Raw genomic sequence first — 12,734 nt, 5'->3', positions numbered from 1 at the left:
GATGACTTTTCGTCGGCCATTGCCCATTGTGCGTGACGGCATCGGGTGTTACGCCGCCTGCCAGCAGTGACCCAACAATCTCGATCAGACACGTGGCGCAATGACCAATAGACGCCTTTCCAACAGCACGCTGAAGGCACTGCCGGCTTCGGTCGCGGCCCCGCGCTACGACCGCGGCGGCGTCGCACCTGGCATCGTCCATCTCGGCGTCGGTGCCTTCCACCGCGCCCACCAGGCGGCCTATGTCGACGACTGCCTGGCGGCGGGCGAGGCGGACTGGGGCATTGTCGGCGTGTCCTTGCGCAGTCCTGACACGCGCGACGCACTGGCGCCGCAGGATGGCCTCTACACGCTGGCGATCAGGAGCAGCATCGGCGAAGAGCTGCGCGTCGTCGGCTCGATCCTGTCGCTGCTGGTGGCGCCGGAAGATCCGGCTGCGGTGCTCGCCGCCCTGACCGATCAGCGCACCCGCATCGTCACGCTCACGATCACCGAAAAGGCTTATCTGAGAGCAGCCGGCGGCGGTTTGGACAGCACCCATCCGGACATCGTCCATGATTTGGCTAGCCCGCAAATGCCACGGACGGCGCATGGTTTTCTCACCGAAGCGCTGTCGCGCCGCCGTGCCGCCGGCATCCAGCCTTTCACCGTGCTCTGCTGCGACAACCTTCCGGCCAATGGCGCCACGCTGCACCGCCTGCTGGTCGAATTCGCCGCGCTGCGCGATTCCAGGCTCGCCACTTCAGGCGATGCCAGGCTCGCCGCTTCAGGCGATGCCAGGCTCGCCGCACACATTGCCGACGGCGTCGCGTTTCCGTCGAGCATGGTCGACCGTATCGTGCCGGCGACCACCGACGCCGACCGAGCGCGTATCGCCGTCGAGCTCGGCGTCGAGGATGCCTGGCCGGTGATGACCGAGCCGTTCTGCCAATGGGTGGTCGAAGACGATTTCCCGGCTGGCAGGCCGGCCTGGGAAAAGTTCGGCGTCACCATGGTCGGCGACGTCGGGCCCTTCGAGGACATGAAGCTGCGGCTGCTCAACGGCTCGCATTCGGCAATCGCCTATCTCGGCCTGCTCAGCGGCGACGACACGGTCGACCGCGCCTTTGCCGATCCGGCGATCCGGCAATTCGTCGACGGACTATGGGCCGAGGCGATCCCGACGCTGCCGCAGGACGCCGGGCTCGATACGGCCGGCTACACGGCCCAGCTCGCCGAACGCTATTCGAACACGGCGCTCGCCCATCGCACGGCGCAGATCGCCAATGACGGCAGCCAGAAGCTGCCGCAGCGCATCGTCGCCTCGGCCCTCGATCGACTGGGCGCCGGTGACCCGCCCGCGCATCTCATGCTGGTGGTGGCGGCCTGGATCGCCGCTTGCGAGGCGCGCGGCAAAACCTTGCCGGAAGCCCATTTTACCGACCCGATCGACGCTCGGCTTACGGCGCTCGGCAGCCGGCCGGCTGATGAGACGGTGACAGCGATATTCGATCTCGCCGGCTTCGCCAAGGACCATTCCCACCGCATGACACTGATCGATCTGACGGCAGCCCATCTCGAGCGCCTGCGGCGGGGCGGCACTGCCGCAGCTTTGGCGGCGCTTGGCATAGGGAGTGAGAAGCCATGAGACAGACCTGGCGCTGGTTCGGGCCGGACGATCCGGTGACGCTTGCCCATGTCCGTCAGGCCGGCGCCGTCGGCATCGTCAGCGCGCTGCACCACCTCAACGACGGCCGCGCCTGGCCGGCAGACGAGATCGCCAGGCGCAAGGCCGAGATCGAGGCAGCAGGGCTGACCTGGGACGTGGTCGAGAGCATCGTCGTGCATGAGGACATCAAGACCCGCAGCGGCGACTGGCGCAGCCTGATCGACAATTACAAGGCCTCGATCCGCGCCGTCGCCGCCGCCGGTATCAACACCGTCTGCTATAATTTCATGGCGATCACCGACTGGACGCGGACGGACCTCGATTACCCGATGCCGCATGGCGGCACGGCGCTGCGCTTCGATGTCGTCGAGCTCTGCGCCTATGACGTCTTCATCCTTGAGCGAGAAGGGGCGGAGGCCGATCACCCACCGGCCCGCGTCGAGGCCGCGCGTGTGCGACTGCAAGGGATGAGCGACAGCGACAAGGCAAGGCTGGAGCGCAACCTGATCGGCTGGGTCCCGGCGCGCGAATTCATCTTCGATCGGGCAAGCTTCCGCCGCGCCCTCGACCTCTACAAGGACGTCTCCACCGAAGGCCTGCGCGAAAACCTGTTTGCCTTCCTGCGCGAGATCGTGCCGGTGGCCGAAGAGGCCGGCCTCAGGATGGCGATCCACCCCGACGATCCGCCTTTTTCGCTGTTCGGCCTGCCGCGAATCGTTTCCAAGGCAGCCGATGCCCGCGCGCTGCTCGACGCCGTCGCTTCGCCGGCAAACGGGCTGACACTGTGCACCGGCTCCTATGGCGCGGGCGCGCAGAACGATCTGCCGGCAATGGCAAAGGCCTTCGCCGAAAACATCCATTTCGCCCATCTGCGCGACGTCACCAAGGAGCCAGACGGCTCTTTCCACGAAGCCGAGCACCTCGACGGCGACACCGACATGGTGGCGGTCGTGTCGGCGCTGATTGGCGAAGAGCGGCGGCGCAAGGCGGCAGGCAGGGCGGACTGGCAGATGCCGATGCGTCCCGACCATGGCCATGCCATCGTCGACGACATCGGCAAGAAGGTGAACCCCGGCTATTCCTGCATCGGACGGCTGAAGGGCCTCGCCGAACTGCGCGGCGTCATGCGAGCAGTAGAGGCACTGACAGTTTGAGCTATTTGCCTGACGGATCCAATATTTGTCGGGACGAATAGTCGACGCCTTTGGAATTCCAGAACAGCCGCACGGCCTTGCCGACCAGATTTTCATAGGGGACAAACCCGACACTGAACCGGCTGTCGGAGGCATTGTCGCGGTTGTCGCCAAGCACGAAGTAGTGGCCTGCGGGCACCTCAAACACGCGCGTATTGTCGCCGATCGAGTTGTCGGTGAGGTTGAGAACGGAATGGGTGACACCCCCCGGCAAGGTTTCGCTTTGGAGCTTGGCTCTCGAGAACTCGTCGGACGAAAAAGTACCAATATCGTCGAGTCCCACCGCGACATCGTTGATGTGAAGCACCCCGTCGATGATCTGGATCTTCTCGCCGGGAAGGCCGACAATCCGCTGGATGTAGTCCACGCTCGGATCGGGCGGGAACTTGAAGACAACCACATCTCCCCTTTTGGGTTCCGCGCCGAATATACGTCCATCAACGGGAAGCAAGTTGAACGGCACGCTGTAGCGGCTGTAGCCGTATGCCATTTTGGAGACGAAGAGATAGTCGCCTTCCTGCAACGTCGGCACCATGCTGCTGGAGGGAATCGAAAAAGGCTGGAGCAGGAACGCGCGTATTGCGAATGCAGCCGGATACGAGGTCAGAAAGACGAGCACCAGCACCGAAAGCCCACGCGCGTACCATCTGTCCGGCTTGAACCGGTGCGCGAAGGGAACAACGATCGCTGCCCACAGGGCCATCAAACCGATCCCTGAAAAATTGGCCCACCAAGCAAGATCGACGCCAGGCAATACCGGAAAGCCAATGTAAATAAGCGCGAAAACGACGACGCTGATCACCACCAGGCTGGCGACCGCCAGTTTGCCGCTGCCGATCCAGAGGAACCCGCCAAACGGGCCGCCAAAGGCCGAAACCAGGGCCGTCGACCATCTGGATCGCGAGATAGTTTCTTGTTGCACTGCTTGTTCTGTCATCGGCCACCCCCCACGCCAAGGCAGCCAGACTGTCCACCAAACAAAAAAGCGGGGCAAGCCCGCTTTTTCAGTTAGTCATTTGACCGGAACTCACGCCGGCAACAGCGCACCTTCAAGCGTCGTAAGCTGGTTGAGGAACTGCTCGGCCTTGCTGCGGGTCTGGTCGTCCTTGGCGTCGGCGGCGTCTTCCCTGGCCTCCTGGATGCGGCGGGCAAGGTCGGCGCGGTCGATGTCGCCGACGGCTACCGCCGATTCCGCCAGAAGCGTGCAGCCGGCCGGAACGATGTCGGCAAAGCCGCCGAACACCACATAGCGCTCTTCCTTGCCTTGCGCGGTCTTCAGCGTAACGACGCCCGGCTTGATTGTGGTCATGACCGGCGCGTGATGCGCCATGACAGTCATCTCGCCTTCGGCGCCCGGAATGACGACGGATTCGACCTGCTCGGAAACCAAGAGGCGCTCCGGCGAGACCAGTTCGAATTTGAAAGCTTCAGGCATGATCAGTTTAGCGACTGGTGAATGGTGAATGGTGAACGGTCAGAAAGAATGACCTTCACTCAGCCCCGATTTCCTATCCGCTACTCCCCATTCACAATTCACTATTGACCATTCACCATCAGGCCGCTTCGGCGGCCAGGCGCTGTGCCTTCTCGACCGCTTCCTCGATGCCGCCGACCATGTAGAAGGCGGCCTCCGGCAGATGGTCGTAATCGCCGTTGCAAAGGCCCTTGAAGCCCTTGATGGTGTCGGCGAGGTCGACCAGCTTGCCCGGTGCGCCGGTGAACACTTCGGCGACGAAGAAGGGTTGCGACAGGAAGCGCTCGATCTTGCGGGCGCGGGCCACGGTCTGCTTATCCTCTTCCGACAGCTCGTCCATGCCCAGGATGGCGATGATGTCCTGCAGCGACTTGTAACGCTGAAGGATCGACTGCACCTGGCGGGCGACCTGGTAATGCTCTTCGCCGACAACCATCGGGTCGAGCATGCGCGAGGTCGAATCGAGCGGATCGACGGCCGGATAGATGCCCTTTTCCGAAATCGCGCGGTTGAGCACGGTCGTCGCGTCGAGGTGGGCGAACGAGGTCGCCGGTGCCGGGTCGGTCAGGTCGTCGGCCGGCACATAGATCGCCTGCACCGAGGTGATCGAACCCTTGGTCGTCGTGGTGATACGCTCCTGCAGCGCGCCCATGTCGGTAGCCAGCGTCGGCTGGTAGCCCACGGCCGAAGGAATGCGGCCGAGCAGCGCCGACACTTCCGAGCCCGCCTGCGTGAAGCGGAAGATGTTGTCTACGAAGAACAGCACGTCCTGGCCCTGGTCGCGGAAATATTCGGCAACCGTCAGCCCGGTCAGGCCGACGCGGGCACGCGCGCCCGGCGGCTCGTTCATCTGGCCATAGACGAGCGCTGCCTTGGAGCCTTCGCCGCCGCCCTTCTTGTTGACGCCGGACTCGATGAACTCATGATAGAGATCGTTGCCTTCGCGGGTGCGCTCGCCGACGCCGGCGAACACCGAGAAGCCGCCATGCGCCTTGGCGACGTTGTTGATCAGTTCCTGGATCAGCACCGTTTTGCCGACGCCGGCGCCGCCGAACAGGCCGATCTTGCCGCCGCGGGCATAGGGGGCCAGCAGGTCGAGCACCTTGATGCCGGTGACCAGGATCTGCGCTTCCGTCGACTGCTCGACATAAGTCGGCGCCGGCTGGTGGATCGAGCGCATCTCGATGCCGTCGACCGGGCCTGCCTCGTCGACCGGCTCGCCAATGACGTTGATGATGCGGCCGAGCATGCCCGGGCCGACCGGCACGGTAATCGGTGCACCGGTGTCATAGACGTCCTGGCCGCGAACCAGACCTTCGGTCGAGTCCATGGCGATGCAGCGCACCGTGTTCTCGCCGAGATGCTGGGCCACTTCGAGCACGAGGCGATTGCCGACATTGATCGTCTCAAGCGCGTTCAGGATCGCCGGCAGATGTTCGCCGAACTGCACGTCGACAACGGCGCCGATGACCTGGCGAACCTTGCCTGCCAGGCCGGTTTTCTTGATGGTGGCGGCCGGCGTATTCACAGCGGCGGCCTTGGTTGCTGCCGCCTTCTTGGCCGGAGCGGCCTTTGCTGCTGCCGGAGCCTTCGCTGGTGCCGCGGCCTTAGGGGCTGCCGTCTTCGGGGTCGCTGCTTTCGCCATCGTCTTTACCCTTTTCGTCTCTTTGTTTCTCGCACGCTTGAGGTCGATGACCTCCTTGTGGGCGTGCCTAGAGCGCCTCGGCGCCCGAAATGATTTCGATCAATTCCTTGGTGATCTGCGCCTGCCGCTGGCGGTTGTAGGTGATCGACAATTTGTTGATCATGTCGCCGGCGTTGCGCGTCGCATTGTCCATGGCGCTCATCTTGGCGCCCATCTCGCCGGCAGCATTCTCGAGCAGCGCGCGAAAAACCTGCACGGAAATGTTGCGCGGGATGAGATCGGAGAGGATTTCGCCCGGCTCCGGCTCGTATTCGTAGACGGCGCTGCCGCCGTCCTTCACTTCCGCGCCAGCCGCAGGCGCGCCCGCCGGGACAATTTGCTGCGCCGTCGGGATCTGGCTGATCACCGACTTGAACTGCGAATAGAACAGCGTGCAGATGTCGAAGCCGCCTTCGTTGAACAGGTGGATCACCTTCTTGGCGATGGCATCGGCATTGACGAAGCCCAGCGTCTTGACCTCGCGCAGGTCGACACGCTCGATGATCAGCGCCCCGTAGTCGCGGCGCAATATGTCGAACCCCTTCTTGCCGACGCAGATGATCTTGACCTGCTTGTCGTCGGCCAGAAGCTTGCGGATGTGGTCGCGGGCAAAGCGGGCGATCTGCGAATTGAACCCGCCGCACAGACCGCGTTCGGCGGTGCAGACGACAAGCAGATGCACGTCGTCCTTGCCGGTGCCGGTCATCAGCGCCGGGGCATCGCCGCCGCCGCCGATCGCCTGGGTGATATTGGCCAGCACCGCGCCCATGCGCTCCGAATAGGGACGCGCCGCTTCCGCCGCTTCCTGCGCGCGACGCAGCTTCGCCGCGGCGACCATCTGCATCGCCTTGGTGATCTTCTGCGTCGCCTTGACCGAGGCGATACGGTTACGAAGGTCTTTTAACGAAGGCATGCTTCAAACCTGATCCCGTCCGTCCTGCTCAAGCAAAGGTCTTGGCGAAGGCGTCGATTTCTGCCTTCAGCCTGGCGCGCAGATCGTCGGACAGCGCCTTCTCCTTGCGGATGCCGTCGAGCACGTCCTTGCCGGCCGAGCGCATATGCGACAACAGACCATGCTCGAACTTGCCGACCTGGTTGACCGCCAGCTTGTCGAGATAGCCGTTGACGCCGGCGAAGATCACCGCGACCTGCTCCTCGACTTTGAGCGGCGAGAATTGCGGCTGCTTCAACAGCTCGGTCAGACGCGAGCCGCGGTTGAGCAGGCGTTGCGTGGCGGCATCGAGATCGGAGCCGAACTGTGCGAAAGCAGCCATTTCGCGGTACTGCGCAAGCTCGCCCTTGATCGACCCGGCAACCTGCTTCATCGCCTTGATCTGCGCCGAGGAGCCGACGCGCGACACCGAAAGGCCGACATTGACCGCCGGGCGCACGCCCTGGAAGAACAGATTGGTTTCCAGGAAGATCTGGCCGTCGGTGATCGAGATGACGTTGGTCGGGATATAGGCCGAAACGTCGTTGGCCTGCGTTTCGATGATCGGCAGCGCCGTCAGCGACCCACCGCCGTTTTCGTCGTTGAGCTTGGCGGCGCGCTCGAGCAGGCGCGAGTGCAGGTAGAAGACGTCGCCGGGATAGGCCTCGCGGCCCGGAGGACGGCGCAGCAGCAGCGACATCTGGCGATAGGCGACGGCCTGCTTCGACAGGTCGTCGTAGCTGATCAGCGCGTGCATGCCGTTGTCGCGGAAATATTCGCCCATGGTGCAGGCGGTGAACGGCGCCAGGAACTGCATCGGCGCCGGATCGGAGGCGGTCGCAGCGATGATGATCGAATAGTCGAGCGCGCCGCGCTCTTCCAGGACCTTGACGAACTGCGCCACCGTCGAGCGCTTCTGGCCGACGGCGACATAGACGCAGTACAGCTTTTCCTTCTCAGGGCCGTTGTCGTGCACCGATTTCTGGTTGAGCATGGTGTCGAGGATAATCGCGGTCTTGCCGGTCTGGCGGTCGCCGATGACCAGCTCGCGCTGGCCGCGGCCGACCGGGATCAGCGCGTCGATGGCCTTGAGGCCGGTCGACATGGGCTCGTTCACCGATTTGCGCGGGATGATGCCGGGCGCCTTGACGTCGACGCGCTTGCGTTCGGTGGCCTGGATCGGGCCTTTGCCGTCGATCGGGTTGCCGAGCGCGTCGACGACGCGGCCGAGCAGGCCCATGCCGACGGGCGCATCGACGATGGCGCCGGTGCGCTTGACGGTGTCGCCTTCCTTGATGTCGCGGTCGGCGCCGAAGATGACGACGCCGACATTGTCGGCTTCGAGGTTGAGCGCCATGCCGCGGATGCCGCCGGGGAACTCGACCATCTCGCCGGCCTGGACATTGTCGAGGCCGTAGACGCGGGCGATACCGTCACCGACGGACAGCACCTGGCCGACTTCGGAGACCTCGGCCTCCTTGCCGAAATTCTTGATCTGGTCTTTCAGAATTGCGGAAATTTCCGCGGCGCGGATGTCCATCAGCCGACCTCTTTCAGTGCAAGCTTGAGCGAATTGAGTTTGGTTTTGAGCGACGTATCGATCTGGCGCGAGCCGATCTTGACCACCAGTCCGCCGAGCAGCGATGGATCGACGGTGACCGTGATCGCCACGTCCTTGCCGGCGACGCTTTTCAGCGCAGCTTTCAGCTCGGTTTCCTGGGCAGGCGTCAGCGCATGCGCCGAGGTGACCTCGGCCGCGGTCTCGCCGCGGTGTTCGGCGGCGATCTGGCGGAACGCCTTGATCATGCCGGGCACGGCGAACAGCCGGCGATTCTGGGCAACGACGCGCAGGAAATTGCCGGTGAGGCCGGTAATCCCTGCTCTGTCGGCGATCGCGGCGATCGCCTTGGCCTGGTCCTCGCTGGAGAAGACAGGGCTCCTGATCAGCCGCGAAAGGTCAGCGCTGCCTTCGAGCATCGTTTCGAACCTGTTGAGGTCGGCCTCGACGCCGGCGACCGAATTGGCCTGCAGCGCGAGTTCGAACAGCGAACCCGCATAGCGTTCTGCGACACCTGAGATTGGCGATGACGATTGGGCCACGGACCGTCTTTTCTCTTGTCTGACAGGCCGCAGATTGTTGGCGCGAGCAAAAACTCTGGCTAAATCTTTGACCTTACTGCATTTTTCCAAGCACGGAGGCGCGGCTTCCGCTATCCCCGGTCGAAAGTCGATTGCCGTCTAGCACAGGCATTTTCAGACCGCAATGCGTCGTCCGGCATGGTTTTCAGGCACTATTGTCGCATCCGCCGGGCGAGTTCAGCAACCAACCCCGGATTGATCCCTGATTCAGGGCAAAAAGCCGAAGGCGAAGGCAAGCGGCAGCGCCGCCAGCACCAGCTCGACCACGATGGAAGCCCAGTTGAACGGCGTGTTGGCGCCATCCGACATCATCGACAGCAGCCGGCCGAAGGCGGTGAACAGCCAGGAGAAGCCGAGCGCCATATAGAGCAGCGGCTGCGCCAGGAGGATGCAGCACAGGCCGAGGCCGAGATAGAAGCCCGACATCCGGCCGCGCCCCTCGGCGATCGCCGCCGCCTTCTCCGGTCTGACCTGCAGCCGCAGGATGCGGAATGCCAGCTGTGGCGCCAGGAATAGCAATAGGCCGAGCAATACGGTCGCGACCGCGCTCGACCACGCCAGCCACTCGCCCTGGCTCATCGGCCACGGAAACGCAAATTCCATGTTGTCCCCTCGTAAATGGATATTCAAAATTTCGGGCATTCTAACGAAGCAAGAGACATACGCCAGATGGGCATCGGCAATTTACGGAAGCCTGTCCTCTGAGCCCCTTCACAAAAAGCTCTGCGGGTCGATGTCGACCTGGACTCGCACCGAGCCCCTTATCTTCGGTCCCTCGGCCAGCATGGTGCGAATGAACCCTTGCATGTCGGCGCGCCGTTCGCCCTGGATCAGCAGGCGAAAGCGATGGCGGCCGCCGATCAACGACAGCGGCGCCTCGGCCGGGCCGAGCACGAACAGGTCGCTGGCCTGCGGCGCGGCGCGACGCAGGCCACGGGCGTGCCCTTCGGCTTCGGCCCGTGTCGCCGCGCTGACGATGACGCCGGCGAGCCTGCCGAAGGGCGGCAGCCCCGCCCGCTCACGCTCGGCGATCTCGCGCTCGTAGAAGGCCTCGGCATCGCCTGAGACGATCGCGCGCATCACCGGGTGGTCGGGTTGGAAGGTCTGCAGCAGGCCGAGGCTTTTCTTGCCGGTGCGGCCGGCGCGGCCGGTCACCTGGCTGAGCAGTTGGAAGGTGCGCTCGGCGGCGCGCGGGTCGCCATTGGCAAGGCCGAGATCGGCATCGACCACACCGACCAGCGTCATGTTGGGGAAATTATGGCCCTTGGCGACGAGTTGTGTGCCGATGACGATGTCGGCCTCGCCATTGGCGATGGCTTCAAGCTCGAGCCGCAGCCGCCGCACGCCGCCCATCAGGTCGGACGACAAGACGATGGTGCGGGCATCGGGGAAATGCGCGACGACCTCCTCGGCGATGCGCTCGACGCCTGGCCCGCAGGCGACCAGATGATCGAGCGTGCCGCATTCCGGACAGGCTTCGGGCCGGCGTTCATTGTGCCCGCAGTGGTGGCAGACGAGCTGGCCGCGAAAGCGGTGCTCGACCAGCCAGGCCGAGCAGACCGGACAGCCGAAGCGGTGGCCGCAGACCCGGCAGAGCGTCAGCGGCGCATAGCCGCGCCGGTTGAGGAACAGCAGCGACTGTTCCTTTCTTTCCAGCGTCTGCCGTATATGGCCGAGCAGTACAGGCGACAGGAAGCCGCCGCGTGCCGGCGGCGCGCGGCGCATGTCGATCGTCTTGAGATCGGGAAGTGCCGCCTCGGCAAAGCGCGCCGAAAGCACCGCCCTGCTGTAGCGGCCCTGGCTGGCATTGACCCGGCTTTCGACCGACGGTGTCGCCGAGGCGAGCACGACCGGAAAGCCGCCGATATGGCTGCGCACCACGGCCATGTCGCGCGCGTTGTAAAAGACGCGATCCTCCTGCTTGTAGGCGGGATCGTGCTCTTCGTCGACGACGATCAGTCCAAGCTCCCTGAATGGCAGGAACAGCGCCGAGCGCGCGCCTGCGACGACCCGCACGCCGCCTTCCGCTACCTGCCGCCAGACCTTTTCGCGCATCCTTGGCGGCAGGTCCGAGTGCCACTCCGCCGGCTTGGCGCCGAACCGCTCCTGGAAGCGTTCGAGGAAGGCGTGGGTCAGCGCGATTTCCGGCAGCAGGATCAGCACCTGCTTGCCGCGATCGAGCGCGGCCGCGACCGCCTCGAAATAGACCTCCGTCTTGCCGGATCCGGTTACACCGTCGAGCAGGGTGACGCCGAATGTACCGGTCGCGACATTGGCGCGCAGCGTCTCGGCGGCATCGCTCTGGTCGGGCATCAGTGAAGGCACGGCGTAGCCGGGATCGGGTGCTGCGACCACCGGCCGCGGCGGGATCATCACCGTCTGGAATACGCCCTGCACCCGCAGCCCGTCCACCACCGTCGACGACACGCCTGCCGCATGCGCCAGGCCGGATCGCGTCCAGGCAAGTCCGCCTTCGGCCGTCTCCAGCACGCGCGTCCTCGCCTCCGTCATCCGGTCGGGCTTGGCGAACGTGCGCTGCAGCCCTTCGATCCACGGCTCCGGGTCGAACGCCTCCGGCGCCCTGAGCAGCATGCGCGCCACCATGCCGGGCGGCGACAGCGTGTACTGCGCCACCCAATCGACAAAACGCCGCATCGCGCGGTCGATCGGCGGGCAGTCGAAAACCTGCTCGATCGGCCGCAATTTCTTCGCGTCGACCTTTTCGACGGCGCCGTCCCAGACGATGCCGGCGACCTGGCGGGGCCCAAGCGGAACGCGCACGATCGAGCCCGGCACCACGCGCATGCCAGCCGGCACGGCATAGGTGTAGGGGCGCTCGGCGGGCATCGGCACCAGCACCGGTGCGGCCGCGACAAAGGGCGAATCTTCGATCATGAGGCGTGACCTTGCCCCGACTTTGGTCTAGATCAAAGTCCGACCCCAAATGTGCATGACGTGCACATGAAAAATCTTCAGGAGACCGCCATGAAATTTTTTGTCGACACCGCCGATGTCAAGGAAATCCGCGAGCTGAACGATTTGGGGCTGCTCGACGGCGTAACCACCAATCCGTCGCTGATCCTGAAATCCGGCGGCAAGATCGCCGACGTCACAAGAGAGATCTGCGAGATCGTCAAGGGCCCAGTCTCGGCCGAAGTCGTCGCCACCGAATACAAGGACATGATGGCGGAGGCCAAGATCCTGGCCAGGATCGCCGACAATGTCTGCATCAAGGTGCCGCTGACGCTCGACGGCCTGAGAGCCTGCAAGGACATCCGGTCGGACGGCCGCATGGTCAACGTCACGCTGTGCTTCTCGGCCACCCAGGCGCTGCTCGCCGCCAAGGCCGGCGCCTCCTTCATCTCGCCCTTCGTCGGCCGCATCGACGATAGCGGCTGGGACGGCATGGAGCTGATTGCCGATATCCGCACCATCTACGACAATTATGACTTCCAGACTGAAATCCTGACCGCTTCGGTGCGTACCGTGAACCATGTCAAGCAGGCGGCGCTGATCGGTGCCGATGTCATCACCGCGCCGCCGGCGACGCTCAAGGCGCTGGTCAAGCACCCGCTGACCGACAAGGGCCTGGAACTGTTCCTCGCCGACTGGGCAAAGACCGGGCAGAAGATCGGCTGAAGCGACTATCCTACGAACAAAAAAAG

General features: G+C 64.2%; 11 protein-coding genes. 3 read left to right on the top strand and 8 right to left on the bottom strand.

Features of this window, described 5'->3' with window-relative positions; genetic code table 11:
* The first annotated feature begins 100 nt into the window (after positions 1-100).
* Positions 101-1,627, top strand: a complete 1,527-nt coding sequence (locus tag NKI67_RS05515; protein WP_352644657.1) for a mannitol dehydrogenase family protein — start codon at positions 101-103, stop codon at positions 1,625-1,627.
* A complete protein-coding gene (uxuA, locus tag NKI67_RS05510) occupies positions 1,624-2,802 on the top strand; it encodes a mannonate dehydratase (protein WP_352644655.1) in 1,179 nt (392 codons plus the stop codon). Before NKI67_RS05515 ends, uxuA begins: the two co-directional genes overlap by 4 nt.
* A 1-nt stretch (position 2,803) precedes the next feature.
* On the opposite strand, the gene lepB is transcribed toward uxuA, so the two are convergent.
* From lepB to NKI67_RS05470, 8 genes are all read right to left on the bottom strand, one after another.
* The gene (gene lepB, locus NKI67_RS05505; RefSeq protein ID WP_502909321.1) at positions 2,804-3,778 is read right to left on the bottom strand and encodes a signal peptidase I; all 975 of its coding nucleotides are present in this window, start codon (positions 3,776-3,778) and stop codon (positions 2,804-2,806) included.
* A 90-nt stretch (positions 3,779-3,868) separates the two neighbouring features.
* On the bottom strand, positions 3,869-4,276 hold the full coding sequence (locus NKI67_RS05500) for a F0F1 ATP synthase subunit epsilon (RefSeq protein ID WP_023678096.1): 408 nt from the start codon (positions 4,274-4,276) through the stop codon (positions 3,869-3,871).
* 118 nt (positions 4,277-4,394) lie between these two features.
* The gene (atpD, locus tag NKI67_RS05495) at positions 4,395-5,960 is read right to left on the bottom strand and encodes a F0F1 ATP synthase subunit beta (protein ID WP_023678097.1); all 1,566 of its coding nucleotides are present in this window, start codon (positions 5,958-5,960) and stop codon (positions 4,395-4,397) included.
* Between the two features lie 67 nt (positions 5,961-6,027).
* Positions 6,028-6,912, bottom strand: coding sequence for a F0F1 ATP synthase subunit gamma (locus tag NKI67_RS05490; RefSeq protein ID WP_352644653.1), 885 nt, complete (start codon positions 6,910-6,912; stop codon positions 6,028-6,030).
* A 28-nt stretch (positions 6,913-6,940) separates the two neighbouring features.
* Positions 6,941-8,470 carry a F0F1 ATP synthase subunit alpha gene (atpA, locus tag NKI67_RS05485; RefSeq protein WP_352450899.1) on the bottom strand — a complete coding sequence of 510 codons (1,530 nt, stop codon included), beginning with the start codon at positions 8,468-8,470 and terminating at the stop codon, positions 6,941-6,943.
* The gene (locus tag NKI67_RS05480) at positions 8,470-9,030 is read right to left on the bottom strand and encodes a F0F1 ATP synthase subunit delta (protein WP_352504886.1); all 561 of its coding nucleotides are present in this window, start codon (positions 9,028-9,030) and stop codon (positions 8,470-8,472) included. The genes atpA and NKI67_RS05480 overlap by 1 nt, the downstream gene beginning before the upstream one ends.
* A 246-nt stretch (positions 9,031-9,276) precedes the next feature.
* Positions 9,277-9,672 carry an AGROH133_08824 family phage infection protein gene (locus NKI67_RS05475; RefSeq protein ID WP_352644650.1) on the bottom strand — a complete coding sequence of 132 codons (396 nt, stop codon included), beginning with the start codon at positions 9,670-9,672 and terminating at the stop codon, positions 9,277-9,279.
* Positions 9,673-9,780: 108 nt separating this feature from the next.
* Positions 9,781-11,964 carry a primosomal protein N' gene (locus tag NKI67_RS05470; RefSeq protein WP_023678102.1) on the bottom strand — a complete coding sequence of 728 codons (2,184 nt, stop codon included), beginning with the start codon at positions 11,962-11,964 and terminating at the stop codon, positions 9,781-9,783.
* A 90-nt stretch (positions 11,965-12,054) separates the two neighbouring features.
* On the opposite strand from NKI67_RS05470, the gene fsa reads away from it, so the two are divergent.
* Positions 12,055-12,708 carry a fructose-6-phosphate aldolase gene (gene fsa, locus NKI67_RS05465; RefSeq protein ID WP_023678103.1) on the top strand — a complete coding sequence of 218 codons (654 nt, stop codon included), beginning with the start codon at positions 12,055-12,057 and terminating at the stop codon, positions 12,706-12,708.
* The last annotated feature ends 26 nt before the right edge of the window (positions 12,709-12,734 follow it).

The organism is Mesorhizobium sp. M0408 (genome assembly GCF_040321495.1).
GTDB lineage: Bacteria > Pseudomonadota > Alphaproteobacteria > Rhizobiales > Rhizobiaceae > Mesorhizobium.
The sequence above is the reverse complement of the archived record's forward strand: the minus strand, read 5'-3'. Positions and strand labels throughout refer to the sequence as shown.